Raw genomic sequence first — 19646 nt, 5'->3', positions numbered from 1 at the left:
TATTTAGAGAGAAAGACCATGAAAAAATTACTTAGCAACCTCCTGATTTCTATCTCGTTGTTTATTGCCGTGCAAGCACAAGTCTTTGCAGGAGCTGGGGGAGATTTAATCCCTGTAAAAATGAGCAATATTCAGCTTAATCCGATTTCAATGCGTGAAGCTGAGTCATTAGTGGGCAATGAAGATGTTTATTTTTTTGATGTAAACACATTGGAATTATGGGCTGAAGGATTTATTCCAGGCGCTGTGTATTTCAATGTGAAGAACTGGAAAGAGTTACTTCCAAAAAATAAGGATGCCGTGATGGTTTTCTACTGTGCAAATACCTTATGCACTTCGAGTGCGATGGCTGCTCGCGAAACAGTAAAGCTCGGGTACACAGGAGTTAGACATATGGCCGAAGGAATTTACGGCTGGCGCTTGTCTGGCAGAGTCATAGAAAAACCATAACGATTTTATTACCGATTAACAGCCTGAGGCTTGTTGTCCGCAGGTTAACTTTTTAAAGAGAGAACATCGAATGAAGCTATTAACTAAAAGCACTTTAGCAGTTGCAACTTGTATGTCTTTGGTTTTTTCAGCAGGAAGTTTTGCTACTGAAAACGTTGAAAATGATATTGAAAAACATTCCTACAGTATGGGTGCTTCGATTGGTAATTACCTATCCAGTCAAATTTATAACCAAACAGAGTTGGGTGCTCAAGTTGATGTGCAAAAAGTCATTGATGGTGTGATTGATGCGCTAAAAAATGAGCAAAAAATGTCGGATGAAGAAGTACTCACTTACTTAAATGAGCGCAGTGAATTACTGAACTTATTAAGCTCGCAAAAAATGAAACAAATTGCCCTTGAAAGCAAGCAAGCCAGTGAAGCTTACTTAGCTGAAAACAAAAACAAAGATGGCGTCACCATTACCGAATCTGGTCTGCAATACGAAGTGATCAAAATGGGTGAAGGCGTAAAACCTAAAGCGGAAGATGTTGTCACTGTGAAGTACAAAGGCACGATGGTTGACGGCACAGTATTTGATGAAACCACAGACCCTGTTCGTTTTGCATTATTAACCGCTATTCCAGGCTGGGAAGAAGGCTTACGTCTTATGCCAGAAGGGTCAACATTCCGCTTTGTTATTCCATCAGAGTTGGCTTATGGCAAGGATGGCGCTGGCGATATTCCAGGTGATACCGCATTAATTTTTGAAGTCGAGTTAGTGAAGTCTGAAAAGCCAAGTGAAAACGCTAAAGGCATGGGCCTAAGTGGTATGGGTATGAACGGCGCAATGGGCTCACACGGCTCTCACTAAGCGACAACACTTAATCGTTTTTTTAAAGAAAGAAGAGACACTTATGAATATTCTGGCCTTAGGTATCGCAGTATGTCTGAGTATATTTATCGGACTCTTCTGGATTCATCACTGTGCATATAACCGTAATTTGAGCAGCACAGTGGTGAAAGCAACCAATACAAATGCCGAAATGGGCAGCACCATATCTGTTGAACCTGATGACTTCGCAGATGTCGGTGCTTACCAATACCCTTTGTGGATGTCGGCAATTGTATTGATCTTTTCGTTATCTATATATGCCAGTGGAGGACATTTCCAAGGTTGGGATAAAGGGCGAGTGGATGACTCGGTAGATTATTTGATCGCAGCCAAAATCACAAAAGGGCGAGAACAAGTACAGCAGCAACCGACTAATGAAATGGCATTAATGGCGTTAGCGCAATCTTATGCAGAAGGTGGCATGTATGCCGACTCTGTCGATACGTTAAGTCAGCTTATTGAGCTAGTCGGCGAAGATGCCGGGTTATTAGGCATGCAAGCCACATCAATGTATTACCGCGATGGTCGTCAGTTTTTACCTGAGGCACGCAAGGTTATTGATACTGCGTTGAATTTACAACGTGACGAGCTTAATACCCGAATGATATTGGCAACTGATGCTTACCTTAATGGTCAGTATGCAGTCGCCATTGAACATTGGCGCATCCTACAAACCAACCAAACCCAATCTTTTAATAGACAGTCTATTAATAACGCAATAATGAAAGCCGAATTTAAATTGGATGAAGTGAGTCGCTAATTTCGTCATTTGAATTTGCAGCGAACCAATAAAAACCAGTCAGCTAAGGCTGAACTAGGGAGGATGTTGTGAGTGAAAATATAGAAAGACGGAGGTTTCTAAAAGGCATGGGAGCTGCCTCTTTAATTCTAGGCCCTATGGGGTGTAGTTCTGTTAAAGATGACAACGAAGATGCCAATAAACCTCATTACGTCATGGTGTTTGATCAAAATAAATGTGTCGGTTGTGGTGAGTGTAAAGAGGCATGTAATGTCGCTAATAACTTACCTGATGGCAAATCAAAATTGTTGATGGAACATCAATCGGGTGGTGTGGAAGGGCAAGCCTGTCCACATTGTGGCAAAGAAGCATGTAACTGTGAGCGTAAATTTGTTCGTGTGTCTTGCCAACAATGTAAGAACGCGCCTTGTGTTGCCGTTTGTCCTACTGGTGCTGCACATAAAGATCCTAAAACTGGGATCGTCACCATGGACGCCAGTAAATGTGCTGGCTGTAAATACTGTATTGGCGCTTGTCCTTACAATGCACGTTTTATCAATGAAGAAACTGATGTCGCCGATAACTGTGATTTTTGTTTAAACAGTAAGCTGGCAAAAGGTGAGTTACCTGCATGTGTGCAACAGTGTAAATATGATGCGTTGATCTTTGGCGATGCTAACGATCCAACCTCATACGTTAATAAGTTATTAGCGGTAAAAGACTCTGTACGTATGAAACCGCAGTTTGGTACCGAACCAAGCCTTCGTTACATTCCAGTCGTAAAGTTGGGGGTATAAGATGGACGGTTCAATGGAATTTACCATGGGCTTATCTGAAGGGGTGGCATGGCCTTGGCCAATTGCGGTTTACCTTTTCTTAGCCGGTATTTCGGGTGGTTCGTTAGTAGTGGCATTGGCTATTCGCTTCTTTAAGGGGCAAACAGCTACGACACCATTATACAAAGCTGCCAGTTTAATCTCATTCGTGACGATTGCACTTGGGATGTTATGTCTGGTTTTAGACTTAACTAACCCATTATTCTTCTGGCGTATTTTGGTGTTCTATAACTTCACTTCAGTGATGTCTATCGGGGTAATTGCACTGTGTGTATACATCCCGCTAACTGCAGTGTTGTGTTTATATGCCTTTGAAGATGAAATCAAAACCATACCAGCGCTCAACTTCTTGTTGCCTATTATTACTATGCTTAAACCCGTTCGTAAGCCTTGCGAAGTGACGGCGTTAATTTTAGCAGCAGCAGTGTGTGCTTATACCGGTTTCTTGATTTCAGCGTTAATCCGTTTCCCGCTCATTAATACTGCAGTATTACCTGCGTTATTCATTGCGTCGGGTGTTTCAGCGGGTGCTGCAGCGTCAAAAATGTTGTCAGTATTCTTGTTTAAAGAAGACATGCATAGCAGTGAACTTAAAATCCTTCATGGAGCTGAATGGCCAATCATGATTGCGGAAATTTTGTTTATTTGCATGATTGCGATGTCACTTGCGACAGGAAATGCAGGGGCGCAGTCAGCTTTTGCTGCATTTACCTCTGGTGTGTGGGCAAACTTGTTCTGGATTGGTGTCGTAGGTGTTGGGTTCTTAGGCCCTATTCTACTTAACTTTGCCACCGGTAAAACCTTTAGTCATTCAGCTAAAGCGTTCTATCTATCAGGCGTATGTGCCATTAGCGGCATGATGTGTTTACGTCTGTTTATCCTATATGCAGGTCAAACATACGCAATTTAGTGTTGCCAGAGTCACCCTTAAGTCTTATGTCTTCCCTTAGTCATTTTTAAGGGTGATTCTTTTTACCAGGTAATAGCCTGTATTGAATTGGAAAACTGAAATGAAAAAAATACTATCGCTACTGTTACTCGTTCCTTTCTTATTTGCCTGCCAACCTGACAATGTTACAACAGAGGCTGATAGTCATGCACATGCAATACATGAACACGATCGTTGCCATATGTGCGGCATGATGATCACCAAATATCCAGGCCCCAAAGGCCAGCTAAAACTGAAAAATGTGGAAAAAAATCCTTCTTTTTGCTCAACCCGTGACATGTTTAGTTTCTTACTTCAGCCAGAAAATGCCCGTCAGGTGACACAAATTTGGGTACACGATATGGCGGCAACATCTTGGGATGATCCTAAAGATGAACACTTCATTGACGGTAAAACTGCTACCTATGTTTATGGTACAAGTCGTCAAGCTGTGATGGGACCTGCTGTTGCCTCATTTAGCACAGTTAACGCCGCCGAGCAGTTTGCCAATGAATATGGCGGCGCGGTATTAGGCTTTGATGATATTACTATCGAATTACTCGGCGAAGGCATGAGCCATCATTAATTGACTTAGGATATTGGCCGATTTTATTGCGCTGTTATAGCGTCTATTTACAGTATGGTGAGTGATGATTCATTGCCAAGGTAAATCGAGGCGAAAGTGAGGAAAACCATGGTTAAATTTTTGCTTAATGGGTTGTGGTTAATCGGTGTTATTAACGCCCCTTGTGCTTTCGCAAACTCGACAGACACCGACGTGCAAAATTCGCTTAATGTCATTTTGCTGCAGCAGGTCATTGATGAAGCTAACGCCCATGACACTGTGTTGCTGCAGGACCAACCTTACATTGGCAATGCCGTTATTAACAAACCTCTGACACTCATAGGACACCCTTGTTCAATTATTGATGCCCAGGGCAAGGGCAGCGCCATTACGATTGCAAGCAGTGATGTTCGTGTTGAGCAGTTAACAATACTAAATTGGGGCTCAGATCAGTACGAGCTTAATGCTGGCATCTTAGTGAATGATGGTATGAGTAATATTGTGATTTCTGGGAATAATTTAACCGGTGATGGCTTTGGTATTCGGGCTGATAATACCTCGCATATTGAGATTTATAACAATTACATCATAGGGAATAAGCAATTTTTTGTACTCGACAGAGGCGATGGCATTTATCTAAAAAGGGTTGATGACGCGGTGATTGAGGGGAATACCATCAAAGATGTGAGGGATGGGATATACCTTGAGTCAGGTAAGAATAGCTTCATCGATGACAATCATTTCTCATCTCAGCAGTACGGTATTCACTACATGTATACCGAAGGTGATGAAGCCAAAAATAATGTCGCTGTGGATGTTGATGGCGGTTATGCATTAATGAACTCAAAGCGGATTAATCTCCATCATAATCGCGTAGACAATGCGGCGACTTTTGGGGTGTTGCTAAACATGACCAATGACTCAGACATCCATGCAAATCAGGTAGATAATATCGTTAATCCTCAGCCCAAAATGCCGACGGGTGATGAGGGTAAAAGTATGTTCATCTATGGTGCCCGCGATAACCGTATTTATGAAAACCACTTTGGCCACAGTGAAATTGGTATTTATATGGCCATGGGAGGCGAGGGGAACAAAATTTATCGTAATCAATTTATCAACAACCAAGCACAGGTAAAGTACGTAGGCGACACCTTAGTAGAGTGGAGTCACCAGCAGCAGGGAAACTACTGGAGTGGATTTATCGGTTGGGATAACTCGGGTGATGGGGTGAGTGAACAAGCGTATCAGCCTAGTGATCATTTAGATCGCTTGTATTGGCTTTATCCAGAAGCGCACTTTCTATTAAAAAGCCCTGTTGCATCTTTATTACGTTGGACTCAACAGCAGTTTAGTCTTTTACCTGAGGCTGGAGTGATCGATAGCTTTCCAATGACAAGCGCATCACGGCCTTCCTTAATTGAAAATAATCGCCCACAGTCTGCGCAGCAGTTGTTAAGTAAATAGGGTTATCATGGAAAATACAGCCAGTATTCATGTTCAGAATCTCGTTAAAAAATACGATGATTTTACCGCTGTTAGCGATATCAGCTTAACCGTTTCAGCAGGCGAAACCTTAGCGCTGCTTGGCCATAATGGCGCTGGTAAGTCGAGTTTGATAAAAATGCTGTTAGGCATTGTAAAGCCGACTTCAGGTCAAATCTCCATGATGGGGAATATGGTGACCCATGAAAAAGATCGTCGCCAGGTTAATTTAGGCTACTTGCCTGAAAATATCAGTTTGTATGAAAAGCTGACGGGTAAAGAAGTACTTAACTATTTTGCCGCACTAAAACGGATTGATAAAGCCAAGGTATCGACAGTACTGACGGAGTTTGGGCTTGAGTATGCGCAAGATAATCCGGTTAAGAGTTATTCAAAAGGCATGAAGCAACGACTTGGTTTTGCACAAGCCATTTTGTCATCGCCTGACATTTTACTGCTTGATGAACCGACCGTTGGACTTGATCCTCAAGCTTCATTATTTATGTATCAAAAAATCGCAGAGCTGAAACAGCAAGGCTGCGCAATTATCGTATGCACTCATGAATTGGCTGTGGTTGAGGACAATATTGATCGTGCATTCATTATGGCTGATGGACAACACCTCGCTAGCGGTAGTTTGAGCCAATTAAGGCAGTCGACTGATTTGAAAGTGAATATAAGCGGAACTGAAGTGAGCCGTATTATCGCAGAAGATCCCTTTTTAAATGCCTTATCCATTCAAGATAAGTTAATTATCTCACAGCAAGATAAACCCAAGATTATGAAGTATCTGACTACGCATTGCGGGGTGTATAACTTTTTAATTGAAGAACCTGATTTAAGTGATATCTATCATCACTGCATGAATAACCGTCAGCAGTACGCTGCTTGAGGACAATAAATGTTGACGCCAATTTTAACTATCGCCACAAAAGAAATTAAAGATAACTGCCGAAACCGTTGGGTGGCTTTTATTGGCATTATTTTAACCAGTTTGGCCTTATTGATTACTTTTTCAGGCTCAGTGGTGACAGGTGAGCTTGTTATCCCAGAACTGCCGCTTTTGATGGCTAGTTTAAGCTCAGTTGCAGTATTTATCTTGCCACTTACAGCGATCTTGCTTAGCTACGACAGCTTTATTGGTGAAGAAGAGTCGGGCACCTTATTACTGCTTTTATCTTATCCGTTAAGCCGTAGCCAAATATTGGTGGGTAAGTTTATTGGACACTTAGCGGTAATTTCTTTCACTATTTTTATTGGTTTTGGTGCAACAGCATTGCTGGTCGGAATATTAACTGATGTGGCGTTATTTTCGCTAATATCGACTTTTTTACACTTAATGGTCAGCAGTATTTTATTAAGTATGTGTTTTATTTTAGTCGGTTACGCAGTGAGTTTGCAGGTAATTGAAAAGGCTAAGGCAATTGCGATTTTATTGTTTATTTGGGTTGCTGTTGTATTAGTTTATGACCTCATTTTACTGACCATGATGGTGGCTGAATCAACGAGTATTTCTAATGGTGTATTACAGCTACTTATTCTATTAAACCCCAGCGATGTGTTCCGAGCATTGATGTTGGTGGTTGCACCTCACTCAAGCCACGTAGAGGGTCTATCTTCATTAGTGCAATGGCCAGTATTAAGCTTGTACCTTACCTTAGTGGGTTGGAATGCAATGATGATGATGCTGTCATTAGGCTTGTTTTATCGTAAACGTTTTTAGGGCTAATTATTGCTAAAGAGGTTTATCAGTCAGACTGCTTACAAACTATTTCATATTTTGTATCTTTAGATGTATTAGGTTTAAGTTACTGTATTATTTAGTTAAATATTTTACTGGATTGAGTATGTGGTCACATAAAATTTACAGTGTCTAGGATATTATATCATTGGAATAAATTAGATAATTAGCTCAAGTACAGGTGCTTCCAGTGCTAAAAATTACATCATATTTAACACTTGATACTTCAGCAAAGCAGCTGGTTAATCATCTTAATGATGAAAAAACCAGTCTTACGTTTTCTGAAAATGCTGTGCTGATAAAATTGCTCGATCATAGTGAAGAGATCTGGACTAAAGAGCAGCTATTAGCTGAAGGCTGGCCCGATCGTGTGGTTGCGCCTACTTCATTAACCCAATGCATTAGTACCCTGCGTCGTAAGTTAGAGCCTTACTCAGAAATTCATTTAAAAGCAGTCGCTCGCCGTGGCTATCAACTTCATATTAATGAACGTAGCCATGTCAAAATGGTGTCATTAACGGATCGCGATACCCTGCGTGCAGCGTTTTTAGATGTTGGTGTTATGGTAAAAATAGCCGGCGCTATGGTTGTGATTGGGCTAATTACATTAGCTTGGTATCAATGTGAATATCATAAAGTTTTGAAAAAAACCTCTGAGTGGAGCAGTGACAAACAAGTTGAACTGAATATCGGTGGTGTGACGGAAAGTGCAACTTTGCTCTATAAAGATAATACCGACCAAGTGCATAAGTCCAAATGGCAAAAACATCTCGCGCCAGAAAGTAATATTGTTGAAGGCTTAAAAGGCTTTAGTGCTTTTGCGTTAACAAATGGAGCTCATTACTCTTTTGCATCGTGTCCTGGTTATACACTTGATGATTGTAATGGTGAAGGCATCATTAATATCAATACGTTAACTCCAGAGCCTGCTGGTTTGAATATGAGTGAATTTGTGCCACTCAGTCAGAAAATGGAAGATAGAATTCGATACAACCGTGTACTTATTCCACAAGACAGTGTCGGTAACATTGTTGAGCACCATTATCATGCTGATGTGTACTTTCCTGTGGCTGGTGAAAAGTTAATTCGGGGTGATTTTAGTCTGTCTTTGGTTTATGAAGATGACACCAGTGGCCAAATTTATACCACGACCTGTATTACTGATGAAGACTGTGTAACTACGCCAATTAAGTGGAAAACACGAGGGACGTTTAATCAATATCAACAAAAGATTGGCGACTATGATGTTGATGTTTTTTATACCAATATCGAACATAAAGAGTTTATCAAACCTGATTTCGTTACCCCATCTGCAATGCGTTTTTATCGAGAAATTAGACGTGATGATATCCAAGTCACGAATATGACGCTTTTCAGGGTACACAAGACCAAAGATACTGCGGTGTGGATTTTACCGTTTATGGATGGTTTAGTCGCTTGGTCTAAGTACGATAAGGTGCAATTCTAGCCCTTAAGCTGATGCTGTAAACGAGCGCAAATAACAAAAAAGCCGACTGAGATAGTCGGCTTTTTGTTGGACAACAAGGATTCAATTCTGAGAAGGTTGAATAGCTTGCTATGAATTCGCCTTTATTACTTAATAAAGGCGAATGCATCTCCGTAGAGATGGGCTTCATCGACACCCATTTCACGAAATACTTCACGGGCTGCACCGACCATATCAAAGCGGCCAGCAATGTAGATGTCATAGCCAACTAAGCTGACATAGTCTTGCTTAATTTGTGCTAATAAATTGGCTTGCTTACCATTCCAGTTAGCAGGGGCTTCTTCAACCACTGGGATAAACTCTAACCAGTTATGCTCTTCATGCCATTGACGCGCGATAGCTTGGTAGTACATGGCTTCTTCTGTGCGGCAACCCCAATAAAACTGAGTCGCGACGGTTTGGCCTGTCGCAATTTGTTGCTCGATGATGCTTTTGATGTACGAAAACCCTGTACCGCCAGCAACCATAATACGTGGACGGTTACTTTCTTGACGTAAAAATGCATTTCCTGCTGGAGCTTCAATATCTATGTAGTCATTGGTTTTAAGGCGCTCAACGACTTGCATTGGGTAGCTTTCTGAGACAGCAGCACCAATATGTAGCTCAATTAGTTCAGCACCTGGCGCTGAAGCAATTGAGAATGGACGTTTGTCTTTTTCGCCCATGACAATAGATAAGTATTGACCTGCTTTAAAATCAAACGCCGCTTCAGGTTGTAAGGTGACCTGAAACACGGCGTCGTTAAATGGGGTGACGCTAACAACTTTACAGCGAATGGTGTTCATCTAACATCCTTTTAGCCCTTTCTATGAAGGGTTATTTTCTTTTATATATGTAGGGTCTAGGTTGCGCTAGTGTGATATAGATCACCATTATAGCGTTGGTGCATCATCAATACCTAATTCTTCCCAAATATCATCAATCTTTTCTTTCACTTTGGGATCCATCACTATCGGAGTGCCCCATTCTCTGTCGGTTTCGCCTGGCCATTTATTGGTGGCATCCAGTCCCATTTTTGAGCCTAAACCCGCTACAGGAGAAGCGAAATCTAAATAATCAATCGGCGTATTGTCGACCATGACGGTATCGCGAGTTGGGTCCATGCGGGTGGTAATAGCCCAGATGACATCCTGCCAATCACGACAATTCACGTCTTCATCAACAATAATAATGAACTTGGTATACATGAACTGACGTAAGAAAGACCAAGCTCCCATCATGACGCGTTTGGCATGACCTGCATATTGCTTACGAATTGAAATGACTGCCATACGGTACGAGCAGCCCTCTGGCGGCAGGTAGAAGTCAATAATTTCAGGATATTGCTTGCGTAAAATAGGCACAAAGACTTCGTTTAATGCCACGCCTAACATTGCCGGCTCATCAGGTGGACGGCCAGTGTAAGTGCTGTGATATATGGCGTCTTTCCGCTGTGTCATGTGAGTGACGGTGAAAACTGGGAACTTGTCTGTCTCGTTATAGTAACCAGTATGGTCACCATAGGGACCTTCTTCTGCCATTTCTTCAGGGTCGATATAACCTTCTAAAATGATCTCGCTGGTGGCTGGAACTTCTAAGTCACAACTAATCGCTTTACAGACCTCAGTGCGTTCACCACGCAGTAAGCCTGCAAAGGCATATTCACTCATTGAGTCAGGTACAGGTGTCACCGCACCTAGGATGGTGACAGGATCTGAGCCTAAAGCAACGACCACAGGGTAGCGCTCACCAGGGTGCTTTTCTTTGAAATCTTTAAAGTCTAATGCGCCGCCACGATGATCGAGCCAGCGCATAATTAATTTGTTTTTACCCAGTAACTGCTGACGGTAAATACCTAAGTTTTGGCGTTTTTGGCGCGGGCCTTTAGTGATGGTTAAACCCCAAGTCACCAAAGGTGCCACATCACCAGGCCAACAATGTTGAACTGGTAAGTTTGTTAGATCCACATCATCGCCAGTGATGACGATTTCTTGGCATGGTGGATTACGGACCGTTTTAGGCGGCATATTGAGTGCTTGCTTGAATTTTGGGATTTTCGCGATCGCATCTTTAAAACCACTAGGTGGCTCTGGCTCTTTTAAGAATGCTAATAACTCACCGACTTCACGTAGGGCGAGAGGATCCTCTTTACCGAGTGCCATGGCAACCCGTTTTGGAGTGCCAAATAAGTTCACTAAAACAGGCATAGATTTGTCTGTTGGATTTTCAAAAAGCAATGCAGGACCGCCAGAACGAAGTACACGATCGGCAATTTCCGTCATTTCTAGATTAGGATCAACAGGATAACTAATACGCTTTAATTCACCATTGGCTTCGAGGTGATCGATGAAGCTACGTAAATCCTTAAAACTCATGGCTAATTCACTCTTTTTATAATCGCTCTTTGGGGCGCACTATAGCATTTATATAATATTGGGTTAAGCCAAGATTATTGGTTCAGTGGCTTTTTAGGGTAAACTGATATTAATTGGCTTTGTGATCTTTCAGCCTAGGAGCGATCAAATGGCAATATTCAGTCAACCTCACCGATTGTCGATGTTATTCGTATCAATAAGCCTGACTCTGGCTATTCTGCCTTCACATGTTATGGCTGAATCTTTTCGTACTTCTTCAATGAGCGCTGTTGCTACAGAAAATGGTGCTAAACATCGCCATTCGGCTGGCAGTCATCGTTATGATCGTTATTCAGGTTCGTCAGTACGCTGGGGAGTAGGTTACAACAATTATTGGGGACCCAGTATTGGCGTAGGATGGAGCAGTGGTTGGAATAACCGCTGGTATAACCGTTGGGGCTATAATGGTTGGGGAGGAAGATGGGGCAATGGTTGGCGTTATCCTTATCGATACGATTATTACGACCGTTATTACCGTGATCGTTATATGAACAACCAATCCCGTAATAACTATGTTGAACCAGTCACAGCAGTTGAAGCGCCAAAACGAACAACCACTAGCATTGAGTATGCAAAAGGGATTAGCAAGTTGCCAGACAATGCACGAGTGATACAACGTGATGGTCATACCTACTATGAATGGGATGGTCATGAGTATTATTTTGACTGGTCGACTGAGCGTTATTTTGAACTTGAAAAAGGTAAGCAATAATTAACCATTGTTTTTTAGAGCCTGTCGCTCATTCGTTGGCAGTAGCGCTGTATACTATGCCTAGAAAGGTAAAAGCCCTAATGAATCCATTTCATTAGGGCTTTTGTTTGCATTGTCTTTCGACATTTTATCGTTACATATTATTGTTATTAGACCCTGTAACGTACTTCAAAATAGCCATTGCTGTCTACGGGGAGTTAAACAGCAATCATTATCTTGAAACTTTTACCTGACTTGCAGGCTGTGGCTGCCTATTCTCAACCATACTCTTGTAACGCTAAGCGTTAGGCTATGCCACGGTATAAAATTGACAAGAGAGGTGGGGGAGAGAGATTTTCGCTGGGGGACGAAAATAACGCATCCTTTCTTGTCGGAACTGCCTTCAAACGATGAGTTGTTAGCGCTCAATGTTTGAAAATAAAATTGGAAAGAAAAATCACTGCGATTGTTTAGCTTCCGATGGGGACGAATGCTAAAGTCATTTTTCTTTCCGAAACGTTGAATTTAATGTCCTTTTACTGACACTAATTCCTGATTCAGTTGAAATAGCCTTTTCTGCAAATTTGCTATTTCAGTTGCAATTTCAGTGGCTAAATCTTGTTGTTTACTCACTGATTTTAGAGGTTGTTTTCTTTTCTTCACCCATTGGTAAATGGTTTTTGCTGACACATTATATTGCTTGGCAACATCTGAAATTAATCGATTATTGTCTTTTACTTCCTTGATTACTTGTTGCTGTAATTCATCTGGATATATTCGATTTAGTGTCGTCATCATTGTTCCTACTACTCAATTTTGTTAACCACGAACCTTCATAAAAATTAAGAGGTTTTTAGATTAATGATTGTTATCAATATCCCAGCTGCTCAATCCAAGGTGATGGAAGAAGTGCCACTGATATTGACAGTTTTCAATGAACATTCTTAGATAATTCATACTTAACTCCCTATATTACATCTCTAATCGAGTCATAAATTGGTCAAAAATGCATCTACCTCTAAGGTGGTATATATCTATATGGAATAGTCGTGCCAATTTTGAAATAAATATTTTATCGTTAATTAACAGTTGGTTAGTTTTTTAGTGTGTTAACTCTAAAAAAATTCGTTGTGTTACATTGGTGCAAATTATCCATTTTGGTGCAAGGTGGTGATTTATTGGTAAATTTAATTTACCAGACTTTTTGGGCGTCATTTCTAGTGACATTAACGGTAAACCATGATCACTTAATCAGTATGAATGAGGAGTATTACAGTGAGTCGTTTATGATTTAGAAGGATTAAAAAAATCCATGCCGTTTGGCATGGATTTAGTGAGATACGAAGGTCGGATATTGACTACATTAAGAAGATCGTCGCTAAACCTAAAAAGGCAAATAGGCCGATGACGTCGGTTACTGTGGTAAGCACCATACCTCCTGCTAAAGCAGGATCGATGTTCAACTTTTTCAGTAAGAGTGGAATACTGGCGCCTGCAAGACCTGCAACAGTCATATTGATTAGCATGGCGCCACCAATCAAACCACCTAAGGCCATATCGTCTTTCCACAGCCAAACGGCAAAAAATACCAACACTGACCACATGATGCCGTTAAGGAAACCAATGGCTAACTCTTTGCCTATTAACCAGCGAGAGTTACTTTGACCAATATGCCCAAGAGCAATACCACGAATGACCAAAGCCAATGTCTGGTTACCTGCAACGCCGCCCATGCTCGGAACAATGGTCATTAAAATGGCAATAGTGGCAAACTGCTCAAGGGTGCCTTCAAACATGTTACTGACAGAGGCAGCAAGTAAAGCGGCAAATAAATTGATTGTTAACCACAAAGAACGTCGGAAGGTACTTTTCATGACGGGACCGAATGTGTCCTCGTCATCATCCATCCCCGCCATCCCCATCATGGAGTGCTCGGCATCTTCACGGATAACATCGACGACGTCATCAATGGTAATACGGCCTAATAACTTCTGCTGTTCATCAACGACAGGGGCTGAAATCCAGTCATGACGTTCGAATAACTGTGCCACTTCATTATCTGGCATATCAACAGGGATACTTTCAAGCTCCGGATCCATGATGCTGCGGATCGTTTCGCTAGGGTTACAGGTTAATAGATCGGCTAAACGGACCCCGCCAAGTACATGGTCGTTTTTGTCGACCACATAGAGTGTATCTGTCGTATCGGGTAAATTGCCTCGTTGGCGTAAGTAACGCAGTACCACATCAATATTCACGTCGGGACGTAAAGTCACGGTATCGGTATTCATGATACTGCCGGCAGTATCTTCAGGGTAGGATAACGCTTGTTCAACTCGGTGACGGTCTTGGCTACTCATCGATTGCAGCACTTTCTTATACACTGCATCTGGCAAGCTACGTAAAATATAAGCCAGGTCATCGGTGTCCATTCCTGAAGTGGCTTGCGCAACTTTTTCAGGTGTCATGCCACTGATAAGCGAATCTTTTAACTCTTCACCGAGTTCTTCAAGAATTTCACCGGCTTGTTCTTGGTCGATAAGTTGCCACAACACTTGGCGTGTTTTAGGGGGAGATGACTCAAGAATGAGGGCGACATCAGAAGCGGCCATATCATGCAGCATATTGCGCACATGCACAAACATACCACTACCAAGTGCTTGGGTGAGCTGATTTAGGCGCTGTTCTGTAAGTTCGCTATCTATCACTTCGATACTCATTCGCCACTCCTCAAAAATTCGATTGCTAATATTAACTTAACAGTGTGTAAAGGGAGAAGCAGTTTCTAATATGGCGTTGATTGCCGTATAAAAAATAAGCAGGTTATGGTGTGGGTCATGACATTATTATAGTTAACTATCACTGTTTGTTGTTGATAATTTGCTGTTGATTGGTTTAATGCGCTTTGAGCAGCGCAAAAGCTTAGTTTAAGCGTATTCCCGAGTAGGATATGAGGTTAATAAAGCATGGTTGTTAGCGGTCTGGAGTCGTAAATTTCAATGTTTTGCTAGTAAGTGATAACTAGCAACGAGTAGGCCTGAAAGCGTTAAATCATATAAAAGGGTTAGCTTTCTTCGTCAAATTTGTCGTTAATCAGTTGGCAAACCGCATCTAGTGCTTGCTGTGCATCAGGGCCTTCAGCCTGAACAGTAATCACTTTTCCTATACCACTTTCTAGCATTAATAAACCTAACACACTCGCTGCACTGGCTTGTTTGTCACCTTGAATCAAGGTAATGCTGGCTTTAAATTCCGTAGCCAATATAGCTAATTTTGTTGCCGCTCGAGCATGAAGCCCAAGTTTATTACTGATGGTGATTTCTCTGGAGATATTCATCGTCACAGGTTGAGCTCTCGGTGGCGAGCGCTAACTTGGTGTTTACTGTTACTGAAGCGCTGTGTGAGTTGATCTGCAATATAAACTGAGCGATGCTGTCCACCTGTGCAGCCAATCGCGATGGTAAGGTAACTGCGATTATTGCGCTCAAGGTGCGGCATCCAAGTATCAAATAAATTCTCAATCTGCCAGATGAACTTATTGACTAGGGGTTGTCTGCCTAAGAATTCTTGTACTGGTTGATCAAGACCCGTTAATGGTCTTAACTCAGGCTCCCAATGTGGGTTTGGCAAAAAGCGGACATCAAACATAAAGTCGGCTTCAGTAGGCATACCGTGCTTGAATCCAAATGATTCAAAGTGAATGACTAATTCTTTATCAACACTGCCCATAAGAATTTGTCGGACTTGATCGCTCAAATCGTAAATATTCAGCTGAGATGTGTCGATGTAGTGATCAACCATTTTGGCAATTGGTTCGAGCAATCGACCTTCAAGTTGAATCGCTTCTTGTAATGAGATTTGATTTTTTGACAGCGGGTGTAATCGACGTGTTTCACTGTATCGTTTTAGCAGTACTTGATCATTGGCATTTAAAAATAAACTAATGATCGTGGTATCGTCGGACAACAAAGCGATTTGCTGCTCTAATACTTTGCCTTGCTCTTCGATATTACGCACATCAACACTGATGGCGACAAGTTCGTTATTTCCTTTTAGCTGCTCTAGTAGGCTGCCAATCAGTGGGAGAGGCAGGTTATCAACACAGTAATAACCTAAATCCTCTAACACTCTTAAAGCAACTGATTTACCTGAGCCCGATCGTCCTGATACGATGACAAGTTTCATGCAGTAATAACCTGATACAGTTCTGTAGCGTCATGACTCTTTCGAAGTCTTTTAAGGATGAGTTTATCGCTTAATTTCTCAGCCATACTTGATAACGTGCTTAAGTGTTGCTGACATTGCTCAGAAGGAACCAATAAGGCAAATAAAATGTCTACTGGCTTCTTATCAATAGCATCAAAGTCGATAGCTTCTTCACATTTGATCAAAATAGCGATCGGCGATTCAATGTCGTCTAAACGCCCATGTGGAATCGCAATGCCATTGCCGATACCTGTGCTACCCATTTTTTCACGTGCTATTAAACTTTCGAAAATAGCTTGTGAAGATAGAGTAGGGTACTGGTCAGCCATTAAATTGCTGATAAGTTCCAGTACCTTTTTCTTACTGCCCGGAGTGGCACAGGTAGTGCACGCCGGCTGCAGGATGGTGCGAAGTTCCATCGTTAGTGTTTAATTAACTTCTCTTTGTGTTTAATTACCTGACGGTCTAATTTGTCTATCAGGGCGTCAATTGCGACATACATATCTGCGTTTTGAGATACGGCAAAAACTTCACCTCCTTTGAGGTGCAATTTAGCTTCGGCAATCTGTTGTAACTTTTGTACATTGAGCACAACGTGAACATTATTGATCTGTTCGAAGTGACGTTCAAGCTTTGAAAACTTAGTTTGCACATACTCACGTAAAGATTGAGTAATTTCGATATGGTGTCCAGTCAGGTTAATTTGCATAGATCATCCTCCAATAACAAAGGCTTATAAGCTTTTGCGTTGGTTTGAGGGAGGGATGAGCATTGCTTCACGATATTTGGCGATCGTACGCCGAGCAACATTGATCCCTTGTTCAGCCAGTAGCGTCGCCATTTTACTATCGCTAAGTGGCTTTTTCTGGTTTTCTGCAGCGACCAGCTTTTTGATAAAGGCTCTGATTGCTGTAGATGAACACTCTCCGCCATCATCGGTACTTACGTGGCTAGAGAAGAAGTATTTTAGTTCAAAAAGGCCGCGAGGGGTGTGCATATATTTTTGAGTTGTAACCCGTGAGATGGTCGATTCATGCATCTCTACCGCTTCGGCAATATCATTTAATACCATAGGCTTCATGGCTTCTTCGCCGAACTCAAAGAAACCTTGCTGGAATTGAACAATACAATTTGCCACTTTTAACAGGGTTTCATTGCGGCTTTCAATACTTTTAATAAACCATTTGGCTTCTTGTAAGTGACCGCGAATGAATTGGCTGTCAGCTTGATTGGCTGAGCCTTTTGCCATGGCGGCATATTGCTGATTTACGCCTATTTTAGGCATATTATCTGGGTTTAATTCTACGACCCAACGGCCATTCTTTTTAAACACTGTGACATCTGGGATGACGTACTCATCTTTGATTGGAGTAATTTGTAACCCTGGGCGAGGGTTCAGTGTTTGGATAAATTGAATCGCTTCGCGTAAATCATCTTCTTTAAGCTTGGTTTTACGCATTAGTAATCTGAAATCACGACCTGCTATTAAATCTAGGTGTTCAGATATCAGTAATTTTACATTTTCTATGCAAGGGATTTCGCTTGGGTATTGTCCCAATTGAATCATCAAACATTCGCTTAAATTTCTTGCAGCGACGCCCACTGGATCAAAATGTTGTACACGCTTTAATACGGCTTCAACCTCATCAAGTTCAATATCCTCAAGACCGAGTGCATCGAGAATATCTTCTGTTGATTGGGTTAAGTAACCTCTATCATCAATTGCGTCGATGATGGCTGTCGCAATGGCGAGGTCATTTTCAGAAAATGGGGTTAAGTTTTTTTGCCATTCTAAATGTTCGTATAAACCTTCAGTCGTTTCACCTTGAAATGGCATATCGTCATCACGGCTTACAGCGCCAGAACCTGAGTTAGGAGAGGCGGTGTAGACTTCATCCCAAGTGGTATCCATTGGTAAGTCTTCAGGCATGGACTCTTTCGTAAGTGACTCTGTTGTATCGACTGATGAGGTGTCTTTTTCTACGCTGACTTGGCTGTTATCGCTAAAATCGGTGTCAGTTTGCTGAGCATTGTCTTTGACTGGTTCTTTTGTTTTGGCAAACTCATCCTCAAGCTCAAGAAGAGGATTTGAGTCAAGTGCTTGCTGAATTTCTTGCTGTAGCTCCAAAGAGGAAAGTTGCAATAAGCGAATGGCTTGTTGCAACTGCGGGGTCATTGTCAGGTGTTGACCCATTTTAAGTTGGAGTGAGGCTTTCATTTACCGCTTATCCCTAATTGAATTTCATCATCGCGACTACAATGTTATGGGTCTAGCACCTTTGTAAGTGTTAGCTAGACTTTAACCGAACTTGGGTTCTACTTTGCCAAAAATTAGCGTTAAGTTTTGAGTCTAGTGTATAACGCTAAAAAGTGGGACTGGTTGGCCGCGAAAATGCCATGCTTGTACACTAAAGAATGCTAACTATAGCTTGAATTGCTCACCTAAGTATACTGACCTGACTTGCTGATTGTCTAAGATCTCAGCAGGCGTACCTTCAGCAATTAAATCTCCGTGGCTGACAATATACGCACGTTCACATACATCAAGTGTTTCACGGACATTATGGTCGGTAATCAATACTCCAAGACCACGATTTTTTAGTTGTTGAATAATTTTCTTAATATCTATCACAGAGATAGGATCAACACCCGCAAATGGTTCATCTAATAAAATAAACTTAGGATTGGCGGCTAAAGCGCGTGCTATTTCTACACGTCGACGTTCACCACCTGATAGAGCCATACCTTGGCTGTCACGAATATGGGTAATATTGAACTCTTCTAATAAGTGCTCTAATTCTTCGATTCGTTGCTCACTCGATAAGGTTTTGCGGGTTTGCAGCACTGCCATGATGTTATCGTGCACAGTGAGTTTTCTAAAAATGCTGGCTTCTTGAGGTAAGTAACCAATACCTTTACGAGCACGTAAATGCATTGGGTCTGCAGTCAAGTCGTCAGAATCAATCAAAATACGACCTTTATCGCTTTTGACTAAGCCTACAACCATATAAAAGGTTGTGGTTTTACCTGCACCATTTGGTCCTAAAAGACCAACAATCTGACCCGTTTTAACGGTTAGGCTAACGTTTTTGACAACTTGGCGGCTTTTATAGCTTTTTGCTAAGTTCTCAGCTGTTAAGGTAATTTGTGTCATTATTGCTTTTGCTCTGCCGCAGGGGTCGTTATGTCTGCATTGGTTGAGTTTTGAATATCAGATTCTTGAGGGGTGAC

Annotated in this window: 21 protein-coding genes; 11 read left to right on the top strand and 10 right to left on the bottom strand. The window is 41.7% G+C overall.

What is annotated here, in order from left to right; all coding sequences use genetic code 11:
• Positions 1-18: 18 nt before the first annotated feature.
• From AN944_RS04985 to AN944_RS04940, 10 genes are all read left to right on the top strand, one after another.
• On the top strand, positions 19-450 hold the full coding sequence (locus AN944_RS04985) for a rhodanese-like domain-containing protein (protein ID WP_055023498.1): 432 nt from the start codon (positions 19-21) through the stop codon (positions 448-450).
• Between the two features lie 70 nt (positions 451-520).
• Positions 521-1303 carry an FKBP-type peptidyl-prolyl cis-trans isomerase gene (locus AN944_RS04980; RefSeq protein WP_055023497.1) on the top strand — a complete coding sequence of 261 codons (783 nt, stop codon included), beginning with the start codon at positions 521-523 and terminating at the stop codon, positions 1301-1303.
• Between the two features lie 43 nt (positions 1304-1346).
• Positions 1347-2084 (top strand): hypothetical protein, encoded by a 738-nt coding sequence (locus AN944_RS04975; RefSeq protein ID WP_055023496.1) that lies wholly within the window; start codon positions 1347-1349, stop codon positions 2082-2084.
• 68 nt (positions 2085-2152) lie between these two features.
• Positions 2153-2860 carry a 4Fe-4S dicluster domain-containing protein gene (locus AN944_RS04970; protein ID WP_055023495.1) on the top strand — a complete coding sequence of 236 codons (708 nt, stop codon included), beginning with the start codon at positions 2153-2155 and terminating at the stop codon, positions 2858-2860.
• Between the two features lies 1 nt (position 2861).
• Complete coding sequence (gene nrfD / locus AN944_RS04965; protein ID WP_055023494.1) at positions 2862-3809, top strand: NrfD/PsrC family molybdoenzyme membrane anchor subunit; 948 nt, start codon at positions 2862-2864, stop codon at positions 3807-3809.
• 100 nt (positions 3810-3909) lie between these two features.
• Positions 3910-4413 carry a nitrous oxide reductase accessory protein NosL gene (locus AN944_RS04960; RefSeq protein ID WP_055023493.1) on the top strand — a complete coding sequence of 168 codons (504 nt, stop codon included), beginning with the start codon at positions 3910-3912 and terminating at the stop codon, positions 4411-4413.
• 108 nt (positions 4414-4521) lie between these two features.
• Positions 4522-5859 (top strand): nitrous oxide reductase family maturation protein NosD, encoded by a 1338-nt coding sequence (gene nosD / locus AN944_RS04955; RefSeq protein WP_055023492.1) that lies wholly within the window; start codon positions 4522-4524, stop codon positions 5857-5859.
• 7 nt (positions 5860-5866) lie between these two features.
• The gene (locus tag AN944_RS04950) at positions 5867-6769 is read left to right on the top strand and encodes an ABC transporter ATP-binding protein (RefSeq protein WP_055023491.1); all 903 of its coding nucleotides are present in this window, start codon (positions 5867-5869) and stop codon (positions 6767-6769) included.
• A 9-nt stretch (positions 6770-6778) separates the two neighbouring features.
• On the top strand, positions 6779-7600 hold the full coding sequence (locus AN944_RS04945; RefSeq protein WP_055023490.1) for an ABC transporter permease: 822 nt from the start codon (positions 6779-6781) through the stop codon (positions 7598-7600).
• A 208-nt stretch (positions 7601-7808) separates the two neighbouring features.
• The gene (locus AN944_RS04940) at positions 7809-9086 is read left to right on the top strand and encodes a winged helix-turn-helix domain-containing protein (RefSeq protein ID WP_055023489.1); all 1278 of its coding nucleotides are present in this window, start codon (positions 7809-7811) and stop codon (positions 9084-9086) included.
• A gap of 125 nt (positions 9087-9211) precedes the next feature.
• Here AN944_RS04940 and fre read toward each other — a convergent pair whose 3' ends face one another.
• The gene (fre, locus tag AN944_RS04935; RefSeq protein ID WP_055023488.1) at positions 9212-9910 is read right to left on the bottom strand and encodes an NAD(P)H-flavin reductase; all 699 of its coding nucleotides are present in this window, start codon (positions 9908-9910) and stop codon (positions 9212-9214) included.
• Between the two features lie 87 nt (positions 9911-9997).
• Positions 9998-11479 (bottom strand): 4-hydroxy-3-polyprenylbenzoate decarboxylase, encoded by a 1482-nt coding sequence (gene ubiD, locus AN944_RS04930; protein ID WP_055023487.1) that lies wholly within the window; start codon positions 11477-11479, stop codon positions 9998-10000.
• A 148-nt stretch (positions 11480-11627) separates the two neighbouring features.
• On the opposite strand from ubiD, the gene AN944_RS04925 reads away from it, so the two are divergent.
• Positions 11628-12230: a hypothetical protein gene (locus AN944_RS04925; protein WP_055023486.1), complete on the top strand. Its 603-nt coding sequence runs from the start codon at positions 11628-11630 to the stop codon at positions 12228-12230.
• 504 nt (positions 12231-12734) lie between these two features.
• Here AN944_RS04925 and AN944_RS04920 read toward each other — a convergent pair.
• The 8 genes from AN944_RS04920 to lptB form a co-directional block, all read right to left on the bottom strand.
• Positions 12735-13004: a transposase gene (locus AN944_RS04920; protein ID WP_055023485.1), complete on the bottom strand. Its 270-nt coding sequence runs from the start codon at positions 13002-13004 to the stop codon at positions 12735-12737.
• 563 nt (positions 13005-13567) lie between these two features.
• Positions 13568-14929, bottom strand: coding sequence for a magnesium transporter (mgtE, locus tag AN944_RS04915; protein WP_055023484.1), 1362 nt, complete (start codon positions 14927-14929; stop codon positions 13568-13570).
• A 344-nt stretch (positions 14930-15273) separates the two neighbouring features.
• On the bottom strand, positions 15274-15546 hold the full coding sequence (locus AN944_RS04910; protein WP_055023483.1) for an HPr family phosphocarrier protein: 273 nt from the start codon (positions 15544-15546) through the stop codon (positions 15274-15276).
• A 2-nt stretch (positions 15547-15548) separates the two neighbouring features.
• A complete protein-coding gene (rapZ, locus tag AN944_RS04905) occupies positions 15549-16394 on the bottom strand; it encodes an RNase adapter RapZ (RefSeq protein WP_055023482.1) in 846 nt (281 codons plus the stop codon).
• Positions 16391-16834 carry a PTS IIA-like nitrogen regulatory protein PtsN gene (gene ptsN, locus AN944_RS04900; RefSeq protein WP_055023481.1) on the bottom strand — a complete coding sequence of 148 codons (444 nt, stop codon included), beginning with the start codon at positions 16832-16834 and terminating at the stop codon, positions 16391-16393. The genes rapZ and ptsN overlap by 4 nt, the downstream gene beginning before the upstream one ends.
• A gap of 2 nt (positions 16835-16836) precedes the next feature.
• The gene (hpf, locus tag AN944_RS04895) at positions 16837-17124 is read right to left on the bottom strand and encodes a ribosome hibernation promoting factor (protein WP_055023480.1); all 288 of its coding nucleotides are present in this window, start codon (positions 17122-17124) and stop codon (positions 16837-16839) included.
• A 24-nt stretch (positions 17125-17148) separates the two neighbouring features.
• Positions 17149-18633: an RNA polymerase factor sigma-54 gene (locus AN944_RS04890; RefSeq protein WP_055023479.1), complete on the bottom strand. Its 1485-nt coding sequence runs from the start codon at positions 18631-18633 to the stop codon at positions 17149-17151.
• 204 nt (positions 18634-18837) lie between these two features.
• On the bottom strand, positions 18838-19569 hold the full coding sequence (gene lptB, locus AN944_RS04885) for an LPS export ABC transporter ATP-binding protein (protein WP_055023478.1): 732 nt from the start codon (positions 19567-19569) through the stop codon (positions 18838-18840).
• Positions 19570-19646: the final 77 nt, after the last annotated feature.

The sequence above is a fragment of the Shewanella sp. P1-14-1 genome (genome assembly GCF_001401775.1).
GTDB lineage: Bacteria > Pseudomonadota > Gammaproteobacteria > Enterobacterales > Shewanellaceae > Shewanella > Shewanella japonica.
This window is presented reverse-complemented; position numbering and strand designations above follow the sequence as displayed.

What these genes read in the sequence shown, in the direction of transcription:
- AN944_RS04985 (WP_055023498.1), top strand. Translation starts at nt 19, where the DNA reads ATGAAAAAATTACTTAGCAACCTCCTGATTTCTATCTCGTTGTTTATT.
- AN944_RS04980 (WP_055023497.1), top strand. Translation starts at nt 521, where the DNA reads ATGAAGCTATTAACTAAAAGCACTTTAGCAGTTGCAACTTGTATGTCT.
- AN944_RS04975 (WP_055023496.1), top strand. Translation starts at nt 1,347, where the DNA reads ATGAATATTCTGGCCTTAGGTATCGCAGTATGTCTGAGTATATTTATC.
- nrfD (WP_055023494.1), top strand. Translation starts at nt 2,862, where the DNA reads ATGGACGGTTCAATGGAATTTACCATGGGCTTATCTGAAGGGGTGGCA.
- AN944_RS04960 (WP_055023493.1), top strand. Translation starts at nt 3,910, where the DNA reads ATGAAAAAAATACTATCGCTACTGTTACTCGTTCCTTTCTTATTTGCC.
- nosD (WP_055023492.1), top strand. Translation starts at nt 4,522, where the DNA reads ATGGTTAAATTTTTGCTTAATGGGTTGTGGTTAATCGGTGTTATTAAC.
- AN944_RS04950 (WP_055023491.1), top strand. Translation starts at nt 5,867, where the DNA reads ATGGAAAATACAGCCAGTATTCATGTTCAGAATCTCGTTAAAAAATAC.
- AN944_RS04945 (WP_055023490.1), top strand. Translation starts at nt 6,779, where the DNA reads ATGTTGACGCCAATTTTAACTATCGCCACAAAAGAAATTAAAGATAAC.
- fre (WP_055023488.1), bottom strand. Translation starts at nt 9,910, where the DNA reads ATGAACACCATTCGCTGTAAAGTTGTTAGCGTCACCCCATTTAACGAC.
- ubiD (WP_055023487.1), bottom strand. Translation starts at nt 11,479, where the DNA reads ATGAGTTTTAAGGATTTACGTAGCTTCATCGATCACCTCGAAGCCAAT.
- AN944_RS04925 (WP_055023486.1), top strand. Translation starts at nt 11,628, where the DNA reads ATGGCAATATTCAGTCAACCTCACCGATTGTCGATGTTATTCGTATCA.
- AN944_RS04920 (WP_055023485.1), bottom strand. Translation starts at nt 13,004, where the DNA reads ATGACGACACTAAATCGAATATATCCAGATGAATTACAGCAACAAGTA.
- mgtE (WP_055023484.1), bottom strand. Translation starts at nt 14,929, where the DNA reads ATGAGTATCGAAGTGATAGATAGCGAACTTACAGAACAGCGCCTAAAT.
- AN944_RS04910 (WP_055023483.1), bottom strand. Translation starts at nt 15,546, where the DNA reads ATGAATATCTCCAGAGAAATCACCATCAGTAATAAACTTGGGCTTCAT.
- rapZ (WP_055023482.1), bottom strand. Translation starts at nt 16,394, where the DNA reads ATGAAACTTGTCATCGTATCAGGACGATCGGGCTCAGGTAAATCAGTT.
- ptsN (WP_055023481.1), bottom strand. Translation starts at nt 16,834, where the DNA reads ATGGAACTTCGCACCATCCTGCAGCCGGCGTGCACTACCTGTGCCACT.
- hpf (WP_055023480.1), bottom strand. Translation starts at nt 17,124, where the DNA reads ATGCAAATTAACCTGACTGGACACCATATCGAAATTACTCAATCTTTA.
- AN944_RS04890 (WP_055023479.1), bottom strand. Translation starts at nt 18,633, where the DNA reads ATGAAAGCCTCACTCCAACTTAAAATGGGTCAACACCTGACAATGACC.
- lptB (WP_055023478.1), bottom strand. Translation starts at nt 19,569, where the DNA reads ATGACACAAATTACCTTAACAGCTGAGAACTTAGCAAAAAGCTATAAA.